Annotated in this window: 19 protein-coding genes, 1 rRNA gene and 1 riboswitch; of the genes, 5 read left to right on the plus strand and 15 right to left on the minus strand. The window is 73.3% G+C overall.

Annotated elements, in window-relative coordinates; all coding sequences use genetic code 11:
* Positions 1-95, minus strand: a 16S ribosomal RNA gene (locus BTM25_RS00005); the annotation flags it as partial.
* A gap of 860 nt (positions 96-955) precedes the next feature.
* Between BTM25_RS00005 and BTM25_RS00010 the strand changes: the two genes are divergently transcribed.
* Entirely contained in the window at positions 956-1819 is an 864-nt protein-coding gene (locus BTM25_RS00010; protein WP_103560703.1) for a hypothetical protein, read from the plus strand.
* Here the strand turns inward: BTM25_RS00010 and BTM25_RS00015 are convergent.
* From BTM25_RS00015 to thrC, 5 genes are all read right to left on the minus strand, one after another.
* The gene (locus BTM25_RS00015; protein WP_103560704.1) at positions 1816-2169 is read right to left on the minus strand and encodes a hypothetical protein; all 354 of its coding nucleotides are present in this window, start codon (positions 2167-2169) and stop codon (positions 1816-1818) included. The two genes, BTM25_RS00010 and BTM25_RS00015, sit on opposite strands and share 4 nt — an antisense overlap.
* A gap of 41 nt (positions 2170-2210) precedes the next feature.
* Positions 2211-2801, minus strand: a complete 591-nt coding sequence (locus tag BTM25_RS00020) for a phospholipid scramblase-related protein (RefSeq protein WP_103560705.1) — start codon at positions 2799-2801, stop codon at positions 2211-2213.
* Between the two features lie 115 nt (positions 2802-2916).
* Positions 2917-4542, minus strand: coding sequence for a chaperonin GroEL (gene groL / locus BTM25_RS00025; protein WP_103560706.1), 1626 nt, complete (start codon positions 4540-4542; stop codon positions 2917-2919).
* Between the two features lie 369 nt (positions 4543-4911).
* Entirely contained in the window at positions 4912-5190 is a 279-nt protein-coding gene (locus tag BTM25_RS00030; protein ID WP_103560707.1) for a MoaD/ThiS family protein, read from the minus strand.
* Between the two features lie 29 nt (positions 5191-5219).
* Complete coding sequence (thrC, locus tag BTM25_RS00035) at positions 5220-6482, minus strand: threonine synthase (protein WP_103560708.1); 1263 nt, start codon at positions 6480-6482, stop codon at positions 5220-5222.
* A gap of 12 nt (positions 6483-6494) precedes the next feature.
* Positions 6495-6636: riboswitch (SAM riboswitch) on the minus strand.
* A 184-nt stretch (positions 6637-6820) separates the two neighbouring features.
* Between thrC and BTM25_RS00040 the strand changes: the two genes are divergently transcribed.
* A complete protein-coding gene (locus tag BTM25_RS00040) occupies positions 6821-8245 on the plus strand; it encodes an alpha,alpha-trehalose-phosphate synthase (UDP-forming) (protein ID WP_207656996.1) in 1425 nt (474 codons plus the stop codon).
* Positions 8246-8258: 13 nt separating this feature from the next.
* On the opposite strand, the gene BTM25_RS00045 is transcribed toward BTM25_RS00040, so the two are convergent.
* The gene (locus tag BTM25_RS00045) at positions 8259-8810 is read right to left on the minus strand and encodes an RNA polymerase sigma factor (protein ID WP_103560709.1); all 552 of its coding nucleotides are present in this window, start codon (positions 8808-8810) and stop codon (positions 8259-8261) included.
* 58 nt (positions 8811-8868) lie between these two features.
* On the opposite strand from BTM25_RS00045, the gene BTM25_RS29000 reads away from it, so the two are divergent.
* Positions 8869-11064: a serine/threonine-protein kinase gene (locus BTM25_RS29000; protein ID WP_205647922.1), complete on the plus strand. Its 2196-nt coding sequence runs from the start codon at positions 8869-8871 to the stop codon at positions 11062-11064.
* 129 nt (positions 11065-11193) lie between these two features.
* Positions 11194-11772 carry a PadR family transcriptional regulator gene (locus BTM25_RS00055; protein ID WP_103560710.1) on the plus strand — a complete coding sequence of 193 codons (579 nt, stop codon included), beginning with the start codon at positions 11194-11196 and terminating at the stop codon, positions 11770-11772.
* Between the two features lie 64 nt (positions 11773-11836).
* On the opposite strand, the gene BTM25_RS00060 is transcribed toward BTM25_RS00055, so the two are convergent.
* The 3 genes from BTM25_RS00060 to BTM25_RS00070 form a co-directional block, all read right to left on the minus strand.
* On the minus strand, positions 11837-12535 hold the full coding sequence (locus BTM25_RS00060) for a hypothetical protein (RefSeq protein ID WP_103560711.1): 699 nt from the start codon (positions 12533-12535) through the stop codon (positions 11837-11839).
* 143 nt (positions 12536-12678) lie between these two features.
* The gene (otsB, locus tag BTM25_RS00065; RefSeq protein ID WP_103560712.1) at positions 12679-13479 is read right to left on the minus strand and encodes a trehalose-phosphatase; all 801 of its coding nucleotides are present in this window, start codon (positions 13477-13479) and stop codon (positions 12679-12681) included.
* 19 nt (positions 13480-13498) lie between these two features.
* Entirely contained in the window at positions 13499-13819 is a 321-nt protein-coding gene (locus BTM25_RS00070) for a DUF3263 domain-containing protein (protein WP_103560713.1), read from the minus strand.
* 175 nt (positions 13820-13994) lie between these two features.
* Here BTM25_RS00070 and BTM25_RS00075 point away from each other — a divergent pair, with 175 nt between their 5' ends.
* Positions 13995-14609: a MarR family winged helix-turn-helix transcriptional regulator gene (locus BTM25_RS00075; protein WP_235827957.1), complete on the plus strand. Its 615-nt coding sequence runs from the start codon at positions 13995-13997 to the stop codon at positions 14607-14609.
* 33 nt (positions 14610-14642) lie between these two features.
* Here the strand turns inward: BTM25_RS00075 and BTM25_RS00080 are convergent, their stop codons facing one another.
* The 5 genes from BTM25_RS00080 to BTM25_RS29885 all read right to left on the minus strand — a co-directional run bounded on the left by BTM25_RS00080 (position 14643) and on the right by BTM25_RS29885 (position 19940).
* Positions 14643-14903, minus strand: coding sequence for an SHOCT domain-containing protein (locus tag BTM25_RS00080; RefSeq protein WP_103560715.1), 261 nt, complete (start codon positions 14901-14903; stop codon positions 14643-14645).
* A 99-nt stretch (positions 14904-15002) separates the two neighbouring features.
* The gene (locus BTM25_RS00085) at positions 15003-17147 is read right to left on the minus strand and encodes a S8 family peptidase (protein ID WP_168211953.1); all 2145 of its coding nucleotides are present in this window, start codon (positions 17145-17147) and stop codon (positions 15003-15005) included.
* A 128-nt stretch (positions 17148-17275) separates the two neighbouring features.
* Positions 17276-18937: a solute symporter family protein gene (locus BTM25_RS00090; protein ID WP_205648031.1), complete on the minus strand. Its 1662-nt coding sequence runs from the start codon at positions 18935-18937 to the stop codon at positions 17276-17278.
* Positions 18938-18957: 20 nt separating this feature from the next.
* Positions 18958-19458, minus strand: coding sequence for a DUF485 domain-containing protein (locus BTM25_RS29880; RefSeq protein WP_103562646.1), 501 nt, complete (start codon positions 19456-19458; stop codon positions 18958-18960).
* A 335-nt stretch (positions 19459-19793) separates the two neighbouring features.
* On the minus strand, positions 19794-19940 hold the full coding sequence (locus BTM25_RS29885) for a hypothetical protein (RefSeq protein WP_205647924.1): 147 nt from the start codon (positions 19938-19940) through the stop codon (positions 19794-19796).
* Position 19941 lies beyond the last annotated feature (1 nt).

Below are 19941 nucleotides of genomic sequence, written 5' to 3' on the forward strand. Positions count from 1 at the left end.
CCGCTCGAGTACCCCGAAGGGCCTTTCCGCTCGACTTGCATGTGTTAAGCACGCCGCCAGCGTTCGTCCTGAGCCAGGATCAAACTCTCCATCAAGGTCCAACGACGACACCGGGGGCGAACCCGGAACCGCCAAACCTCATGAAGGGATCGAAATCCCAGCATGCCGACCCCAAACGGGACCGGCTTGCCTCAAAGAAATCCCAGACCACCATCGAAACAGTGGCCTCGGGGACGACCCGAACCATGTCGGGCCGTTATAAAGGCACTGGCTTTTAACACGCTGTTGAGTTCTCAAGAAACGGACACCCACCGCGCTCCCACCACTTTTCCGTGGTGTTCGCTCCGGGGCGACGTTTTCTACTTTATCAGATCCGCTCGGACTGTCAATTCCGCGCTTTTCCGATTCCGCCGATCCGAGTCCGCTTTCGCGGCCCCTTCTCGGTGGCCTTTCTATTTCATCAGATCCCGTCCCGTTGTCAAAACCGGGGCCGGTTTCCGATCCCCCACCGAACCCCGGGCATGGCGGTAGCCGCCGAGCCGAGTCTCCGTGGTGGTTCCCCCGGGCCGTCCGCCGTACAGGCGTCCTGGTCCCCGTGGGGCGAAGTGAACAGTATGCCCACGGGGCAGCGCCGTCAAACCGTTCGGCGAACATTCATCCCCGGGTCGGGACGGCCCGCATCCGAACGGCTCGGCGATCCGGGACCCGGCATCGGCATCCGGCGGTGATCATGCGGACGGACGACCTGTTCGACAGCGTCCGCTGATCAGGACGAATACCCCGGTCCGTTCGAGGACACCCGACGGCGGCCCCGGACTCACACCGTTCAACGCCGCCGGTGATCCCGAGGGTTCCCGCGAGACAGCGCGTGGTCGAGGTCACGTCGCGGCAAGCGGGACGGCAAGACGTCCGATTCCTGCAAGACCCCGAGCGCGCCGCCCCGGATGCTGGACGCATGTCCCTCGACCTGACCGCCGTCGCGCGGTTCATGACCGCCCACGCCCGCCTGCTCGACCGGCTGCGCTTCGACGCGCTGACGGGCGACGCCGAACCGCGGGCCGTCCTGGACGCGCTGAACGGCTACCGCAACCCCGACGGCGGCTACGGACGCGGGCTCGAACCCGATCTGCGGGCCGTCGAGAGCCAGCCGGCCGCCGCGTTCCACGCGTTCGAGGTCCTCGCCGAGCTGCCCGGCGACATCGCCGCCCCGGACGCCCGGACGCTCGCCGACTGGCTCACCACCGTCACCTGCGAGGACGGCGGCCTTCCGTTCGCGCTGCCCGTCGCCGACCCGGCGGCCTGCGCGCCGTTCTGGGTCGACGTCGATCCGGACGTCTCGTCCCTTCAGATCACGGCGATCGTCGCGACGCACGCGCACCGCGTCCCGGCGCTCGCCGGGCATCCCTGGCTCGACCGCGCCACGCGCTACTGCCTGCGGGAGATCGACGCGCTCGGCGAGGCGCCGCACGCGCTCGTCCTCTCGTTCGCCGTCCGGCTCCTGGACCAGATGGGCGAGACGGACCGGATCAGGAAGCTCGGCGCGTTCCTCCCGGCGGACGGTCTCGTCCCGGTCGCGGGCGGCCTGCCGGACGAGACTCTGCACCCGCTCGACTTCGCGCCGCTCCCCGGCCGTCCGGCACGGGAACTGTTCGCGCAGACCGTCATCGACGCCGACCTGGACCGGCTCGCGGCGGGCCGGCAGGACGACGGCGGCTGGGTCACCGACTTCGCCAGCTACTCGCCCGCCGCCGCGCTCGACTGGCGCGGGTACACGACCGTCGCGGCCGTCGGACTGCTGCGCGCCAACGGGCGGGCCTAGCGGACGACCAGCCCCGCGAGGAACAGAATGCCCTCTGCAACGATCCATCCGGACGCCGCGCCGGTAAGGCGCAGGGCGAGCCGGGTCGGGTGACGGCGCAGGTCCGGCGACGTCCAGGCGGCGAGGGCCGCGACCGTCGCGGCGGCGGCGAACGGCACCGACAGCAGGACGGCGACCGCGAAACCGTCCGAGCACGCCAGGTCCCGGTCGGGGCCGTCACCGCAGTAGGCCGTCTCGCCCCAGCCGCCGAACGTCGAGCACGTCCAGAGCACGGCGAGCAGGGCGTGGGCGATGGTCGGGACGGTCGGCGAGATCTCCCGCCCGTCCGTCCGTTCCCGCGTCGCCCGCATGCCCGGTACGTACCCGGCGCGGGCGCGGCGAAGACCGTCCGTCAGGTCACCTCCTTGGCCTCGTGCAGTGCGAGGTCCATCGCGATGGCGCCCGCGACGACGAACGTCCGCAGCGGCTCCGCGACGTCCGCACCGATCGTGACGTCGTATTTGTCCGCCGTGGTCAGCAGGTGGGTGGCGACCCCGGCGAAGCGTTTGCGGATCGTCCCGGCGGTCGCGCCGGACGGGTCGGTGACGGTGAAGTTCCGCCGCGACAGGTCGCCGTCGAGCGCCCCCACCGGACGGTCCTCGGCGTCGCGCAGCGCGAACCGGCGGCCGGCGTGGCGGGCGGTGTAGGTGCCGAGGACGGCGCCGTCCGGCGCGCGGAGGGTGATCAGCGTGCGTCCGGCGGCCTTGTCGACGATGAGGAGCGGCGCGCCGCCGGGGTCGGTGAGGAGCACGGCGCGGGCGTCGATGCCGGACTTGCCGGGGAACACGGTCTTCAGCGTCTCGGCGCGGGAGCGTTCCCCGGTCTCGGCGGCGACGGCGAGGACGGTCCCGGCGTCGTCCAGCACCCGGTAGCGCGTGCGGGCGGCGGGTCCGCGCCGGGGCTGCTCGACCCGCAGGAAGGGGGCGGTGAAGAGTTCGGTCACCCGCCCAGCGTGCCCGCGGGGACCGCGCCCGCAAACCGGCGGACGGCCCGGAACGCGACGAGGGACGGTCCCCAACCGGGAACCGCCCCTCCGGGACGCGGGATCCGAGAACGGATCAGAAGTCCATGCCGCCGTCGCCGCCGGGGACGGCGGGAGCCGGGTTCTTCTCCGGCTTCTCGGCGATGACGGCCTCGGTCGTCAGGAACAGAGCGGCGATCGAGGACGCGTTCTGCAGCGCCGACCGCGTCACCTTGGCCGGGTCCAGGATGCCGGACTCGAACATGTTGACGTAGTCGCCGGTGGCCGCGTTCAGGCCCTCGCCCGGGGTCAGGTTGCGCACCTTCTCCACGACGACGCCGCCTTCGAGGCCGGCGTTGACGGCGATCTGCTTGAGCGGCTCCTCCAGCGCGCGGCGCACGATGGCCGCGCCGGTCGCCTCGTCGCCCGACAGCTCCAGCTTGTCGAACGCCTTGGTGCCCGCCTGCAGCAGCGCGACGCCGCCGCCGGGGACGATGCCCTCCTCGACCGCGGCCTTCGCGTTGCGGACGGCGTCCTCGATGCGGTGCTTGCGCTCCTTCAGCTCGACCTCGGTCGCCGCGCCGGCCTTGATGACGGCGACGCCGCCGGCCAGCTTGGCGAGACGCTCCTGGAGCTTCTCGCGGTCGTAGTCGGAGTCGGTCGCGTCGATCTCGGTGCGGATCTGGTTGACGCGGCCCGCGATCTCGTTGGCGTCGCCGGCGCCGTCCACGATGGTGGTCTCGTCCTTGGACACGACGACCTTGCGGGCGCGGCCGAGCTGGTCGAGCGTGGTGTTCTCCAGCTTGAGGCCGATGTCCTCGGAGATGACCTGGCCGCCGGTCAGCGTGGCGATGTCGCCCAGCATGGCCTTGCGGCGGTCACCGAAGCCCGGGGCCTTGACGGCGACGGACTTGAAGATGCCGCGGATCTTGTTGACGACCAGGGTCGCCAGCGCCTCGGCCTCGACGTCCTCGGCGATGATCAGCAGCGGCTTGCCGGACTGCATGACCGACTCGAGGACGGGCAGCAGGTCCTTGTTGGCCGACGCCTTGCCCTGGACGATCAGGATGTAGGGGTCCTCGAGGGTCGCCTCCATCCGCTCCGGGTCGGTCACGAAGTAGTGGGAGATGTACCCCTTGTCGAAGCGCATGCCCTCGGTGAGCTCCAGCTCCAGCCCGAAGGTGTTGCTCTCCTCGACGGTGATGACGCCTTCCTTGCCGACCTTGTCCATCGCCTCGGCGATCATCTCGCCGATCTGCGGGTCGCCGGCGGAGATGGACGCGGTGGAGGCGATCTGCTCCTTGGTCTCCACGTCCTTGGCGAGCTTGTGCAGCTCCTCGCTGACGCGCTCGACGGCGGCCTCGATGCCGCGCTTCAGCGACATCGGGTTGGCGCCGGCGGCGACGTTGCGCAGGCCCTCGCGTACCAGCGCCTGGGCGAGAACGGTCGCGGTCGTGGTCCCGTCACCGGCGACGTCGTCGGTCTTCTTGGCGACCTCCTTGACCAGCTCGGCCCCGATCTTCTCCCACGGGTCCTCGAGCTCGATCTCCTTGGCGATCGACACACCGTCGTTGGTGATCGTGGGGGCGCCCCACTTCTTCTCCAGCACGACGTTGCGGCCCTTGGGACCGAGGGTCACCTTCACGGCGTCGGCGAGCTGGTTCATGCCGCGCTCAAGACCGCGGCGGGCCTCTTCGTCGAACGCGATCTGCTTTGCAGCCATAGGGCTCCAGTCCTCCCGGAACAGGTGGCCATGAGACGGATCGAGACGACGCCCGCGACGGACGGCCACTCCGGACGGCTTCCATTCCGCCGCCGGACCGTGGCCTCATCGCCCCGACCCACGCTGTGGGCTGTCACTCTCCACAGCAGAGTGCCAATAACTGTTTAGCACTCTGCCCTGTCGAGTGCAAGCCAGGGGGTTCCGACCAGCCCCGATGGCCGAACGCGACGGGACGTGCGGGGACGGTTCCCGGCTGGAACGGTCCGCACACCGGGCGCCGATCAGCCTTTACCGGACGGCCATGAAGCCGTCACCGCAGACAGAAGGCGCGGCCCCCGGGACCGGGGACCGCGCCTTCGGCGTCCGTGCTCAGCCGCCCGCGACGGCCGGGATGATCGAGACCTGCGCGCCCGCCGGGGTGGCGGTGTCGAGGCCGTCGGCGAACCGGACGTCCTCGTCGCCGACGTACACGTTGACGAACCGGCGGATCTTGCCGTTGTCGTCCAGGATCCGCGCGGCGATGCCGGTGTGGCTCGCCTCCAGGTCGGCGATGACCGCGCGGAGCGTGGCGCCCTCGGCCTTCACCTCGGACTCGCCGCCGGTGTAGGTCCGCAGGATCGTCGGAATCCGCACAGACACGGTGCTCATGCTGACCTCCCGGGTCGGCTCGATGGAATTCAGGCGAGGCCGGCGGCGCGGAAGGCCGCCAGGGACGGGGCGATGTTCGCCGACGGCGCGACGACCGGGGACACCGCGTCCAGGGTCTTCAGCCCGTCGCCGGAGTTGATGATGACGGTCTCGGCCGACGGGTCGAGCCTGCCGTCGTCGATGAGCTTCTTCAGGACGCTCACCGTGACGCCGCCCGCCGTCTCGCCGAAGATGCCCTCGGTGCGGGCGAGGAGGCGGATGCCGTCCACCACCTGCGCGTCGGTGACGTCCTCGACGGCCCCGCCGGTGCGGCGCACGACGTCCAGGACGTAGGGGCCGTCGGCGGGGTTGCCGATCGCGAGCGACTTGGCGATCGTGTCCGGCTTGACCGGGCGGACGACGTCGTGCCCGGCCTTGAACGCGGCCGAGACGGGCCCGCAGCCCTCGGCCTGCGCGCCGAACACGCGGTAGGGCTTGTCCTCGACGAACCCGAGCTTGATCAGCTCCTGGAACGCCTTGTCGATCTTGGTGAGCTGGGACCCGGACGCCACCGGCACGACGATCTGGTCCGGCAGCCGCCAGCCGAGCTGCTCGGCGATCTCGTAGCCGAGCGTCTTGGAGCCCTCGGCGTAGTACGGGCGGACGTTGACGTTCACGAACGCCCAGTCCTCCTGCTCGCCGGCGATCTCCGAGGCGAGCCGGTTGACGTCGTCGTAGTTGCCGTCGACGGTGACGAACGTGCCGCCGTACACGGCCGTCGTGATGATCTTCTGCTGCTCCAGGTTCGACGGCACGAACACCGCGCTGCGGATCCCGGCCCGCGCGGCGGCGGCGGCGACCGCGTTGGCGAGGTTCCCGGTGGACGGGCAGGCGAGCACCTTGAAGCCCAGCTCGCGGGCGGCGGCGAGCGCGACCGCGACGACGCGGTCCTTGAACGAGTGGGTCGGGTTGCCGCTGTCGTCCTTCACCCAGAGCCGCTGGAGGCCGAGTGCCTCGGCGAGGTTGTCGGCACGGACGAGGCGGGTCAGGCCCGGCTCGGTGTTGGGCGTGTCGGCGACGTTCGCGGGGACGGGCAGCAGCCCCCGGTACCGCCAGATGTTGGCCGGGCCCGACTCGATGTCGGCCCGGGTGAGCCCGCCGAAGTCGTACTCGATCTCCAGCGGGCCGAAACACTCCTCGCACGCGTAGAACGCGCCGAGCTCGCGGCGGTGCCCGCATTCGCGGCAGACGAGCGCGGTCGCGGGGCCGAGGTTGCCGGCGGGCGTGAGGTCGTTGACAGGCGTGGGTGCCATGAGCGAGGCCTTTCCCCATCTTCCCTGCGCCACCTTGGTCACAGGCCGGAGTTGGCACCATCTCCCGGCCGGCCTCGCAGGATCGCGAGCGCAGTCGAACCGAGTGGTTGCCGGGGCTTCAACGGGCCGGTCCCTCCACCCCTCTGGATGAGCGATATTCGGTTGTCTGCGTGATTTTACACGGTCTGCCCGATGCAAGCAGGCCGGGGGTTCGTCCGGCGATGCCGGAACCGTCTCGACCGTACCCCGGGCACCACATGATCACCCTCTCGTTTTTCGCCGGAACCCGCGCCGGGGCGCGTGGCGGACGGCCGCGCCCGGCTGGAATGCTGATCTCCATGAGCCGAGTGCTGGTGGCGTCGAACCGCGGTCCCGTGTCGTTCTCCACGGCCGACGACGGGACGCTCGTCCCGCGTCGCGGCGGCGGCGGCCTGGTGTCCGGGCTGACCGGCGCGGGCGAGGTGCTGTGGGTGTGCGCGGCGCTGTCGGAGGCGGACCGGACGGCCGCGCGCAAGGCCCCCGACGGGCGCATCGACCAGGCCGGGCACGACACCGGGGACGCCGCCGTCCGGATGCTCGACATCCCGGCCGCGACGTTCGAGCGCGCCTACAACGGCATGGCCAATTCGACGCTGTGGTTCGTCCACCACATGCTGTACGACCTGCCGGGCGAGCCGTGCTTCGACGCGCGGGCCCGCCGGGACCGGCAGTCCTACGAGGCGTACAACGCGGCGTTCGCCGACGCGCTCGCCCGGGACGCCGCGCCCGGCGCCAAGGTCGCCGTGCAGGACTACCACCTCGCGCTGGCCCCGGCGATGCTGCGCGAACGGCGTCCCGACCTGCGGATCGCGCACTTCTCGCACACGCCGTGGGCCCCGCCGGACTACTTCCGCCTGCTGCCCGACGACCTCGGCGCGGCGCTGCTCGCCGGGGTGCTCGGCGCCGACCACGCGGGGTTCCTCGCCGAGCGGTGGGCGTCGGCGTTCCTGGCGTGCTGCGAGCTGCTGCCGGGGGCGCGGGTCGATCACGCGGCGCGGACCGTCCGGTATGCCGGACATGTCACGCACGTCGGCGTGCACGGGCTCGGCGTGGACGGCCCCGCGCTGCGCTCGCGCGCCTCGGAGCCGGACGTCCTCGCGCGGGAGACCGCGCTGCGCGACCGCGTCGGGGACCGGCGGCTCATCGTGCGGATCGACCGGACGGAGCTGTCCAAGAACATCGTGCGCGGGCTCGCCGCGTACCGCGAACTGCTGACCGACCATCCCGAGTGGCACGGACGGGTGACGCACCTGGTGTTCGCCTACCCGTCCCGTACCGATCTGGCGGTCTATCGCGCGTACACCGACGCCGTGCTGCGGACGGCCGCCGACATTCGGGCCGAGTTCGGTACGGCCGACTGGGAACCGCTGATCGTGGAGGTCAACGACGACTATCCGCGGTCGCTCGCCGCGTACGCGCTGGCGGACGTCCTGCTGGTCAACCCCGTCCGGGACGGCATGAACCTCGTCGCCAAGGAGGGACCGGTCGTGTCGCGGGACGGGTGCGCGCTCGTCCTGTCCCGGGAGGCGGGCGCGGCGGCCGACCTCGGCGAGGACGCGCTGACCGTCAACCCGTTCGACGTCTCGCAGACCGCCGCCGCGCTGCACCGGGCGCTGCTGATGCCCGCCGACGTCCGCGCCGCGCGCTGCGCCCGGCTCGCCGAGCGCGCGACGGCCCTCCCGCCGCGCGCCTGGCTCGCCGCCCAGCTCGCCGCGCTGGACTGACTTCCGTCACCGGTCAGGTATAGGACTCTCCCAGTGTGAGGCGCACCTGCTTGCGCGCCTCATGGATGCGGGACTTCACCGTGCCCAGCGGAAGCTGGAGCTGCTCGGCGATCTCCGCGTACTCCAACTGCGACACGTCCCGCAGCACCAGCGCCTGGATCAGGTCCGGCTTGCGGGCCTCCAGGTCCTCCATCGCGTCGAGGATGTCGACGCGGGACCCCGCGATCACGCTCGTCCGGCGCGGATCGGGACGCTGCTGGGGCAGTTCCCCCGCCTGCTCCACCGAACGGCGCTTCAACGACCGGTAGGTCGACCGCGCCGAGTTCGCGACGACGACGTGCAGCCACGTGCTGAACCGCGACCGTCCCTCGAAGCGGTGGATGTTCCGCGCGACCTGCAGCAACGCGTCCTGGCAGGCCTCCTCGGCGTCCTGCCGGCAGGGCAGGAAGCGGGCGCTGTGCCGCAGGACGTCGGGTTCGATCCTGCGCAGCAGTTCGTTCAGTGCTCCCTGGTCTCCCTGGGCGGCCTGCACCGCCAGTTGCTCGGTCCTTTCGTCGAATGCCATCGCCGCAGCCTCAATGCTCGTTCGCGCACACACCCCGTTTGTTGGGCATGATACGGGAGTGTCCATCCCACCTGCCGTCGGTCGTTACCGCATCGAGCGCGTCCTCGGATCCGGGGCGTTCGCGTCGGTGTGGCTCGGGCACGACGACGCCCTCGACTCCCAGGTCGCCATCAAGGTCCTGTCCGGCAGCCTCGTGGACGACCTCGACGTCCGCAGCCGGTTCCTCGAAGAGGCCCGGATCCTGCGCCGTGCCGACTCCGACCGGCTCGTGCGCGTCCACGACATCGGCGAACTGCCGGACCGGCGGCCCTATTTCGTCATGCCGTACGCCGACCGGGGGACGCTCGCGGACCGGATGCGCGACCGTCCGCTGCCGGTCGCCGAGGCGCTGGCGCTGGCCGAGGAGATCGCCTACGGCGTCGAGGTGATCAACGCGCTGGGCGTGATCCACCGGGACCTGAAGCCGTCCAACGTGCTGTTCCAGACGGCGCGCGGCGGCGGGGAGAAGCTGCTCATCGCCGACCTCGGGCTGGCGAAGGCGCTCGCGCACGCGTCCGGGGCGTTCACGCTGCCCGTCGGGACGCCCGGGTACATGTCGCCCGAGCAGGCGCGGTTCGGCGGCGGGCTGGACGTGCGCGCCGACGTGTACGGGCTCGGCGCGCTGACCTATCACATGCTCGCGGGCCGTCCGCCTGGCCCCGCGCCCGTGCGCCGACGGCCGGGCGAGCTGCGCGAGGGCGTCCCGGCCGAGGTGGACGAGGTGATCGTGCGCGCGCTGGACGCCGAACGCGACCGCCGCCACCCGACGGCGCAGGCGTTCGCCGAAGCGGTGGCCGCCCTGCGCGCAACTCTCCCCGCCCCACACGACCCACCCACCGGGCCGCCGTCCGGCCCGCCCGCCGGGCCGCCTGTCGGCCCGCCCCCCGGCACGCCCGCCAACGCGCCCGCTGGGTCGCCCGGCGGCCCGTCCGCAAGCACAATGCCCGGCACGCCCGCTCACACGTCCGCCGATCCAGCCCCGGGCGCACCCGGCGGGCCGCCCGCTGGTGCGACGCCCGGCCCGCCCGTCGGCCCAACCCCCGGCGTGCCTCCCGGGCCACCCGTCGGCGCGCCGTCCGGCACGCCCGCCGGCCCGCCTGGTGGCCCGTCCGGGGGGCCGCCCTCTGGTGCGCCGTCCGGCGCGCCTTCTGGTCGAGGCGCCAGTGCGCCCGGCGGGCCGTCAGGCATGCCCGCCGGGCCAGGCGCCGGTGCGGCGCCCGGCACGCCGTCCGGTGCGTCCGCTGGTCCGCCCGGTGGGGCGCCGACCGGGCGGTCCGGCGGGGAGTCCGGACGGGGGGTCGATCCGGACGTGACGGTGCGGGATCATCCGCGCTCGTCGGGGCCACGGCCCGTTCCGGCGGGGCGGCATGAGCCGTTCGAGTCGCTCGCGCCGGACGAGAGCGAGCCGACCGTCGTGGACCGTCCGTCGCGTGCGCCGGGTGGTGAGGACCGGACGCTCGCGCTGCCCGCCATGCCGCCGCACCCGATGCCGCCTCCGCCGCGTCCGCAGCCGGGGCCGCCGCACGGCGCGGACGGACGCGGCGGGCCGCCGCCGTACCGGCCGGGCGAGCCGCAGGTCGGGGCTCCGCAGGGGGCGGCGCCGCGTGGTTCGTCGCGGAAGAACGTGACGATGGTGGCGGTCGGCGCGGTCGTTCTCGTGGTCGCGCTCGCGGGCGGGCTGCTGCTCGGCAAGCTGTTCTCCGGTGGCAAGGAGAAGCCGAAGCGGGCCGCGCTGCCCGCGGACTTCGTCCAGCTCGGCGACGCGTCCGGGCACATCCGGTTCGCGGCGCCGAAGGCGTGGCCGAAGGCTGCGGAGCCGACCTGGACGCCGTCGTCGGTCGGCCTGGACGACGCGACGCCCCGTCCGGTGCTGCGCGCGACGCCGAGCCTCGCGGCGTTCCTCGGCGACGGCCGGGGACCGGGCGTCTTCGTCGGGCTGACGAAGGACGTCGCGAACGGCAAACTCCCGCCGTCCGGCGCGGCCAGGCACCCGCAGTGCACGCAGGGCGCGCCGGAGAGCTACACGTCGCCGGACAAGGCGCTGACCGGCACGATCACCCGGTTCACCGCCTGCCGCGCGGGGACGCCGACGGTCACCGAGGTCGGCCTGCGCGACCGGGGCGGACGGTTCGGCGCGTGGGTGCGCGTCAAGGAGACCGACGCCCGGAAGCTGACGACCACCATCCTCGACTCGCTCCGCCTCACCGCTCCCTGACCTGCACGTCCACTCCCAGGCGACCGCGCCCAGCGCGGTCGCCTCGTCGTCGTGCCCGGGAATGCCAGTTGCATCGCGAGTGTTCACCGATATATCGTGAAGCATCGTCGAACGATAAGGAGAACCACGATGCGTGGAAACCACCACTCTCAGGACCATGAGACCCGGCGCCGCCGCGACCCCTTCGGCTGGGGACCGGCGTTCGGCCCGGGCTTCGGCCCCGGCGGACCCGGCGGCCGGGGCCGCGGCGGACGCGGCCGGCGCACCCGGCGCGGCAACGTCCGCGCCGCCCTGCTCGCCCTGCTCGCCGAACGTCCCATGCACGGCTACGAGATGATCCAGGAACTCGACTCCCGCACCGGCGGCGTCTGGCGCCCGAGCCCCGGCTCGGTCTACCCGACGCTCCAGATGCTGGAGGACGAGGGCCTCATCACCGGGGCGGAGCAGGGCGGCAAGCGCCTCTTCTCCCTCACCGAGACCGGCCGCGCCGACGCGGGCGCGCAGAACGCCGCCCCCTGGGACGAGGTCACCGCCGCCGCAGGCGAGAACGCGCTGCGCGGCCGGGAGGCCGTCGGCCAGCTCATGGGAGCACTGCACCAGGTCATGGCGGTCGGCAGCGAGGAGCAGAAGGCGCGGGCGCTGGACGTCGTCAACGACGCCCGCCGCCGCGTCTACGGCATCCTCGCCGACGACCCCGCGGCCGAATGAACCCGGGAGGCCGGCCGGGGTCGGCCGGCCGGTGGGCGCCGCGCCCCGCGCGCGGCGCCCACCGTCAGCCCGGGAAGGGCGCGAGACGGGCGTACTGGTCGTCCACGTACAGCTTCTTCCACAGGTAGAGCCGCAGGTCGGCGCGCCGGACGGACGAACGCACCGGGACCTGGACGGTCGTCCGCACGAGGAACGCCGACGCGGGCGGGAGGTAGCGGTCGTCGCCGTCGCCGGGCAGCAGCGCGCCGCCCGCCAGGTTGCGCACGACCTCGCTGCGGGTGGGCGGGGTGCACATGGCGTCCGGGACGCCCGTCTGCCACATGCAGCGACCCCGGTCCCGCGCGGCCAGCAGGTCCTTCTTCAGGAACAGGTCGGCGGGGAAGTCGAGCAGCGCCTTCGCGGTCGGCGACGGGTTCGCCAGCACGTACTCGATGTAAGCGGACGATCCGGACGCCCCGCCGGTCACCGCCGCGACCCGGTAGCGCGACCCGTCCGTCGTCGCCACGTCCACCGGACGGCCCGCGTCGGCGAACGCGGCGTCCAGGTCCCCGCTCGTCGTCACGGCGGGCGGCGCGTCGTCGCCCCTGCCGGGCAGGAACACGAACGCGACCACCCCGAGGACCGCGAGGACCGCCACCGCCACGGCGGCGAACCCGGTCCGGCGCCCGCCGCCCCCGCGCCGCCCGCCCGGCGCGCCGATCCGCACCTCGACACCGCTCGTCTCCCGGAACCCCAGCGGTGCGCTCGCCGGTCGGTCGTCCACCGTTCGCCTGCCCTTCACGCGCGCGTCACCTCGGGACCGACGACATTGTGGCGCACGGCGGCGGCGCGTCCAGGGGCGGGCCCGAACACGCGCGGGGATCGACAGTCCGCCGCGCGGGGTTTGTCACCGGCGGCGCGCGGCGGTCAGGGCAGCAGGCCGTCCAGGAAGGCGACGACGCCGGGCGGGCCGTCGACCACGACGTCCGCGCGGGCCGCGAGTTCGGTGACCTCCGCCGACCCGCTGCACACCTTGACGACCGGGACGCCCGCGTCGCGCAGGTCGTCCAGCGCGTCGAACGCCGCGAGGTCGCCGAGGTCGTCGCCCGCGAACAGCACCGCCGACGGGTCGGCGCGCTCGGCGAGGAAGCCGCGCAGCGCCGCGCCCTTGTCCATGCCCGGCGGACGCAGCTCCAGCACGAACCGTCCCGGCTCCACGGCGAGGCCCGTCCGCTCGGCGAGCGCGGCGAGCAGGCTGCGCAGCCGGTCCAGCGCGACCTGCGGCTCCGCGCAGCGGCGCGTGTGGACGGCCAGCGCGAGCCCCTTGTCCTCCACGAACACCTCGGGCGGCGCGCCGGACGCGGCCAGGATGCCGGGGATCTTCGCGCGGGCCTCGGCGACGCCCGGCGGCGGCTCGGGGACGGTCAGCGTCCCCGACTCCCACCGCTCGCGCCCGTACTGGCCGAGGACGACCAGCCCGTCGATCCCCGCGAACCCGCCGTACTCCACCGCGATCCCCGCCGGCCGTCCCGTGATGACCGCGAGACCGCCGAGCCGGGGCGCGAGCCGGGCGAGGGCGCCGGCCGCGCCCGGATGCGCGCGGGCCGCCGCCGGATCGTCCACGATCGGGGCGAGGGTGCCGTCGAAGTCCAGCCCGAGGACGGCGGTGGAGGGGTGGGAGCGCAGCGCGTCGAGACCGTCCGCGCCGACGGACGTGACGGAAGTCATCCCCCCAGTCTCCCCCACGTCACGGACGGATGCCGAGCCGCCGCGCGGCGCGCCGGCGCTGCCGCTGCGAGCGCGTCCGGCGCAGCCGCTTCACGAGCATCGGGTCGTGCTCCATCGCCTCCGGACGGTCGATGAGGAGGTTGAGGAGCTGGTAGTACCGCGTCGAGGACATGTCGAAGAGTTCGCGGATGGCCTGCTCTTTCGCGCCCGCGTACTTCCACCAGCGGCGCTCGAACGCGAGGATCTGGCGGTCGCGCTCGGAGAGGAGGTCGGCCGGGAAGACGTCGTCGTCGTTCTCCAGCTCAGGGTCGATCGGGTCCAGGGCTGAGCCGTCGTTCATGCTGCCGTCCTGTCGGGGGAACGCCCCCGGTCCCCTCTGTGGTCACTAATCCCGGGCTGTCCGGGTTCGGCCGGTGCCATCGTACGCGTCCGGGACGACACGCACCCGACGTTCGCGGTACACACGGGCGACGGGCGGAAACCCGCGACGGGTCCGCCGCGTTAAAGTGTGCACGGTGCATCCGTACCGTGACGCACACTGGACGGGAGACCCGCACATGGCGCCGCAGAACGAGCCGGACGAGCTGTCCGACCCCGTGCTCGCCGACGTCTCGCTCGCCCTGTTCCACCTGCGTCGCGTCTGGTTCAAACCGGACCTCATGCGCCGCATCCGCGCCCAGACCGCCGACGGGCCCGGCGGCCGTCCGCTCCAGATCTCCAACCTCATGGTCGTCCAGGCCGTGGCCGCGCTGACCGCGTTCTGCGCCGAGCAGCGGCCCGAGGGCGAGGTCACGGTCGGGGCCGTCGCGGACCGGCTGGAGATCGACCCGTCCACCGCGTCCCGGCTCGTCGGGCACGCCATCGACGCGGGCCTGGTGTCGCGGCGGCCGTCGCCGCTGGACGCGCGCCGCGCCAACCTCGGGCTGACCGAGGCCGGGGAGCGCGTCAAGCGGGTCGCCGAGCGGTTCCGCCGCGCCTACCTGGACGAGCTGATGGACGGCTGGACGCCCGCCGAACGCGCCGAGTTCGCCCGGCTCCTCACCCGGTTCGCCGAGACGGCCGCCCGCTACCCGACCGAGGCCGACCGGGTGGACCGCATCTTCGCGGCGGCCGAGGTCTCCGCCGACTGACGCCCGTCCCTGCGGCGGACCGCGCGGCGGCGGTCAGCCGTCGTAGCGCAGGACGGCCAGGCGGGCGTGGTACTCGTCCTCGTCGATCTCCCCACGGGCGAAGCGGTCGGCGAGCAGCACGCGGGCGTTCCGCGTCGGATCCTGCACGGTCGCGGGCCTGGCCGTCACGCGGCGCCGGACGAGCACGAACCCGCCGCCCAGCACGAGCGCCCACAACAGCGGGAACAGCGGCCAGAAGGCGTGCGGGCCGCCGGAGTCGTTCCAGGGGCCGTGGGCGAGCACGGTGGTGAACATGGATCGTCCCTTCTCTCGGTGGACGATCCGATCGTGCCTCTCCCTCGCCGCGCGCCGCGTCGTCCCGCCGGAGGCATCCGCGCTACGCCGCCGGGCGTATCACCACCAGGGCGGACGGTACTCGTCGTCCTGCTCGGCGTCCCTCGGCACGGACGCGCCCGGCGGCTCCTCCGGCGGCGTGGCCGGCTCCGGACGCCCGGCGGGCTCGTCGTCCTCGTCCGGCAAGAAAGGCTCACGCAAAGCCCGCTGCCGGAACCGCTCCCACTCGTCGTCGTCGAAGACGGGCCCGGTGTACTCGTCGTCGTCCTCACCACGCACCCCGGCCGCCTCGAACGTCACATCGACCGGCGCTTTCTCCCCGTCCCCGAACCGTCCACCCGACACCCCCGCCTCACGCGGCCCGCCCGGCACAGTCGGCACGGCGGGATCACGCGAGGCCACGGGCTCGCGCGACTCAGCCGCCTCGCGCGCCGGACCAGGAGCGTGCGGCGTCGGAGGGACACGCGGAGCGGCAGGCCCACGCGGCGCGAGCGGGGCACCCGGCGCAGCGGGTGCGGGCGGGGCGCCCGGCGGGACCGGCTCGCGCGGCGCAGCCGCTTCGCCCGACGTGAAGGGCGTGCGCGGCGCAGCCGCCTCGCGCGGAGCAGCGGGCTCGCGCGACGCGAAAGGAGCGCCCGGCGCAGCGGGTTCACGCGGCGCAGCGGGTCCGCGCGGCGCGCGAGGGGCACCCGGCGCGGCGGGTCCGCGTGGCGCGCGAGGGGCGCCCGGCGGAGCGGGTTCATGCGGCGCAGCCGGCTCGCGTGAGGGGACGGGCTTGCGCGGCTCAGCCGGTTCCCTCGGGGCAGTGGGATCGCCTGGTCTGGTCGGCTCGCGGGGTTCGTGTTGTGGGGTGTGGGGCGCCGGGTGGGGGTTCGGTGGGGTGGAGTTGTTGGGTTTGGGGCGGCGGGGTAGGGCGGGCGGCTCGGTGGGGGTGGGGGGAGTTGGGGGTGCTTGTTCTGGGCGGCGGCGGCCTCGCCAGCCCAGCACCACGCCGATCAGGACGAGCACTCCGCCGCCCACCAGGATCGCGCGGAGCAACGGGGACGAGCCTGCGGAGCTCGTGGTCTTCGGGGACGCGGGGGACGCGGTGGGCGGGGGTGTCGTGACCTTGCCGCCGGACGCTCGGTTCAAGGCGCCGGCGGCGCGCATCGCGCGTCCGGCGTCCAGGGGGCCCGCGCAGGTCGGCGAGCCCGTGGGCTGGCCGGCGCGGGCCGGGGAGCCTTGGACCAGGGCCTGCTTGATCTGGGGCGGGGTGAGACTCGGGTAGCGCGAACGGATCAAGGCCGCCACCCCGGCGACGATGGCCGAGGACGGGCTCGTGCCGCTGCCGACCACGTAGCCGCTGCCGGGGCCGGCGCTGACGATCTCCACTCCGGGGGCGCAGACGCCGACGTACGGACGGTGGTTGCTGTCCTTCCAGAGGCGTCCGTGCTGGTCCAGGGCACCGACGGCGATCACGCCGGGGTAGGCGGCCGGGAAGTTGCGGCGGTTGCCCGTCGCGCCGTCGTTCCCGGCGGACGCGATCAGCACCACGTTCCGGCTCAGCGCGTACTTGATCGCGCTCTCCTCGGCGCGGCTGCCGTTGCCGTAGAGCTGCCCGCCGCCGAGCGACATGTTCACGACCTGCGCGCCGTGGTCCACCGCGTACCGGATGCCCTGGGCGACGGTGTCGCGGCTGAGGCCCGAGCGGCCCGCGCGGCGCACCGGGTCGTCGTTCTCCCAGGTCACCCGGATGGACAGGATCCGGCTGAGCGGCGCGACGCCGATGACGCCGCGCCGTCCGCCCGTGCCGTTGCCGTGCCCGGCGATGATGCTGGCCATCGACGTGCCGTGCTGTCCCCAGTAGCGGCTGCCGGGACGGCGTTTGCCGCCCGTCAGGTCCGGGCCGCTGAGGACGCGTCCGGCGAGGTCGGGGTGACGGCCGTCCACGCCGGTGTCCAGGACGGCGACCGTCACGCCCGCGCCGCGCGCGTACCGCCAGGCGCGGGCCGCGCGGATCGTCGTCAGGTGCCATTCGCGGGCGCGGATCTGGTCGGCGGGGGCCCGCAGCAGCGCGTTCGCGGCGGCGCCCTCGATGGTGCTGGACGCGCCCGTCCCTCCGCCCGGCCACAGTCCGACCGGGACGGCGACGGCGGCGGCCAGCGCCAGCGCGGTCAGCGCGCCGGTGACACGGGCCGGAGTCCGGCGACGACGTGCCTGGTCCACCGCCGCACCTCCTCCCCCGGCCGCGTTTCCGCGGGAGCCACCCACGGCGGGCACGGGGCATTCTTGCAGTTGCGTCCCGGCGGGAGCGACCCCCCTCCGCGCGGCCGGGCCGGGGAGGGGGACGCGCGTCAGACCGATCCGGCTCCGGTCAGCGCCCGGACGGACAGGTCGTCGTGGCGTTCCTCGTCCGGTTCCTCGTCGCTTAGCAGCGTCCCGAGGACGGCGCACAGGAACCCGAACGGGATGGAGACGAGACCCGGGTTCTCCATCGGGAAGACGTGGAAGTCCACGCCGGCGGGGAACAGCGACTGGCTCGCGCCCGTCACCGGGTCGATCTTCCCGGACACGACCGGGGACAGGAACACGAGCACCAGCGAGCTGACCAGCCCGCCGTAGATCCCGGCGACGACGCCGCGGGTGTTGAACCGCCGCCAGAACAGCGACAGCGTGATCGCGGGCAGGTTCGCCGCCGCCGCCATCGCGAACGCCAGCGCGACGAGGAACGCCACGTTGAGGTTCTTGGCGATCACCGCGAGGACGATCGCGAGCGTCCCGATCACCAGCGCGGCGAACCGGGCGACCGCGACCTCCTGCGACTCGCGCGGACGCCCGAGCATCAGCACGTGCCCGAAGAAGTCGTGCGCCAGCGAGGTGGACGACGCCAGCACCAGCCCCGACACGACCGCGAGGATCGTTGCGAACGCGACCGCCGCGATGAACGCGAGCAGCAGGTCGCCGCCGAGGTCGCCCCAGAAGTGCTGGCCGATGGCCCGGGCGAGCTGCGGCGCGGCCGTGTTGCCCGCCGGGTCCTGCGCGACGATCGCGTCGTGCCCGACCAGCGCGCTCGCGCCGAAGCCGAGCGCGATCGTCATCAGGTAGAAGACGCCGACCAGGCCGATCGCCCAGTTGACGGACGTGCGCGCCGCCCGCGCGTCCGGGACGGTGAAGAACCGCGTGATGATGTGCGGCAGCCCGGCGGTGCCGAGGATCAGCGCGAGCGCGAGGCTGATCAGGTCGAGCTTGTTGACGATCGTCTGCCCGGGATCGCCCGGGACGTCCTGCGCGTACTTCAGCCCGGGACGCAGGAACGCCTCGCCGTGCCCGCTGCTGTGCGCGGCCGAGGCGAGCAGCGTGGACGGGTCGAACCCGAACCGGGCGAGGACGAGCAGGCTCAGCACGGCCGCGCCGCCGAGCAGCAGTACCGCCTTGATGATCTGCACCCAGGTGGTGGCCTTCATCCCGCCGAACATCACATAGAAGATCATCAACGCGCCGACCGCGATGATCGTCATGACCTGCGCGACGCCCGCGGACATGCCGAGGAACGTCTCGCCGGGCCGGATGCCGAGGAGCAGCGACACGAGCGCGCCCGCGCCGACCATCTGCGCCAGCAGGTAGAACACCGACACGGTGACGGTGGAGATCGCCGCCGCCGTCCGGACGGGCGGCTGCCGCATCCGGTAGGCGAGCACGTCCGCCATCGTGAACCGGCCCGCGTTGCGCATCAGCTCGACCAGCAGCAGCGTCAGCAGCCACGCCACGAGGAAGCCGACGGAGTACAGGAACCCGTCGTAGCCGGACAGCGCGATGAGGCCCGCGATGCCGAGGAACGACGCCGCCGACATGTAGTCGCCCGCGAGCGCGATGCCGTTCTGCGGGCCGGAGAAGACGCGTCCGCCCGCGTAGAAGTCCGTCGCGCCGCGGGTGTTGGCACGCGCCCACAGGGTGATGCCGAGGGTGATGCCGATGAACGCCAGGAACATGAGGAACGTGAGGGCGCGTCCGCTCATCGGCCCGGCCGCCGCGGCGATCACCGCAGCCAGCCCGGGTCGGTGCGGATCGGGCCGGTCCAGCCGCCGTCGCGGGAGCGCTGCTGGTCGGGCGCGGTGCGGCGGGCGCGCTGCTCGGGGACCGCCCCGTCCGGGACGGGGTGGCGGGCCAGGCCGACGGGCTCGCGGCCCTTGGCGTGCCGTCCGCCGCGCGGCGCGACCCGCCGGTCGCCGGGGTCGACGCCGAGCGGCGCGACGTCGGCGGACTCGGCCTCGCGGCGCAGCTCGGCGGCCAGCGGGTCCAGGGCGCGGCGCGCGTACGCCGTGTACCACCAGGCCAGCGCGAACGTCGAGACGAACTGGAGGATGCCGAGGACGAGCGCCACGTTGACGTCCCCGAACACCTTGCCCGCCATGAATCCGCGGGCGAACGCCGACAGCAGCACGTAGAGCAGGTACCAGCCGAGGAACGTCCCGACGATCGTGAGGGCGTGGCGGCGGTACCTGCGCCGCAACGCTCTGAACCGTTCGTCGTCCGCCATGGCGGCGAACCGCGTCCCCGGCCGTTGCCGGACCGCCCGGCCGCCGCTCCGGCGCTCCGGCGGCCGCGAGTCCCAGACCATCCGACCCTCCAACCTCGTGATGACACTGTGTAGCGATGACGTCACTATGAGATCAAAGAATGATGGGGGATAGCGGCTGGTTCACGAGAATGGGAGAAAAAGAGGCCACGGCAAGGTCAACTCGTCGCGTCGGTATCGGCACCAAGCGGGACGAAGTGCATCCTTTTCCAGCCTTCGCCGATGACACTATGCGCACGGTCCGCGTGTGCGCCCTGCCCCGGGCGCGCCGAAACCACCGCGCCCGGGTGACCGAATCATGGCGCGGGGGTGCCGCCGATGCCCGGACCGCCGGGCCAGAGCGCTTCCAGCGCACGGGGCGTGAGAGGCCGCTGGTAGGCGGCCTTCAGGACGTTGTCCCGGTGCTCGGCCGGTGCTTCGGCGAGGTGGGCGAACCACTCCATT

It is taken from the genome of Actinomadura rubteroloni, assembly GCF_002911665.1.
Classification (GTDB): Bacteria; Actinomycetota; Actinomycetes; order Streptosporangiales; family Streptosporangiaceae; genus Spirillospora; species Spirillospora rubteroloni.

Bases quoted from the DNA above. Each gene is read 5' to 3' on its own strand.
- BTM25_RS29880 (WP_103562646.1), bottom strand. From the start codon at position 19,458: ATGGCGGACGACGAACGGTTCAGAGCGTTGCGGCGCAGGTACCGCCGC.
- groL (WP_103560706.1), bottom strand. From the start codon at position 4,542: ATGGCTGCAAAGCAGATCGCGTTCGACGAAGAGGCCCGCCGCGGTCTT.
- BTM25_RS00080 (WP_103560715.1), bottom strand. From the start codon at position 14,903: ATGTTCACCACCGTGCTCGCCCACGGCCCCTGGAACGACTCCGGCGGC.
- BTM25_RS29885 (WP_205647924.1), bottom strand. From the start codon at position 19,940: ATGGAGTGGTTCGCCCACCTCGCCGAAGCACCGGCCGAGCACCGGGAC.
- BTM25_RS00010 (WP_103560703.1), top strand. From the start codon at position 956: ATGTCCCTCGACCTGACCGCCGTCGCGCGGTTCATGACCGCCCACGCC.
- BTM25_RS00055 (WP_103560710.1), top strand. From the start codon at position 11,194: ATGCGTGGAAACCACCACTCTCAGGACCATGAGACCCGGCGCCGCCGC.
- BTM25_RS00045 (WP_103560709.1), bottom strand. From the start codon at position 8,810: ATGGCATTCGACGAAAGGACCGAGCAACTGGCGGTGCAGGCCGCCCAG.
- BTM25_RS00030 (WP_103560707.1), bottom strand. From the start codon at position 5,190: ATGAGCACCGTGTCTGTGCGGATTCCGACGATCCTGCGGACCTACACC.
- thrC (WP_103560708.1), bottom strand. From the start codon at position 6,482: ATGGCACCCACGCCTGTCAACGACCTCACGCCCGCCGGCAACCTCGGC.
- BTM25_RS00070 (WP_103560713.1), bottom strand. From the start codon at position 13,819: ATGAACGACGGCTCAGCCCTGGACCCGATCGACCCTGAGCTGGAGAAC.
- BTM25_RS00015 (WP_103560704.1), bottom strand. From the start codon at position 2,169: ATGCGGGCGACGCGGGAACGGACGGACGGGCGGGAGATCTCGCCGACC.
- BTM25_RS00090 (WP_205648031.1), bottom strand. From the start codon at position 18,937: ATGAGCGGACGCGCCCTCACGTTCCTCATGTTCCTGGCGTTCATCGGC.
- BTM25_RS00040 (WP_207656996.1), top strand. From the start codon at position 6,821: ATGAGCCGAGTGCTGGTGGCGTCGAACCGCGGTCCCGTGTCGTTCTCC.
- otsB (WP_103560712.1), bottom strand. From the start codon at position 13,479: ATGACTTCCGTCACGTCCGTCGGCGCGGACGGTCTCGACGCGCTGCGC.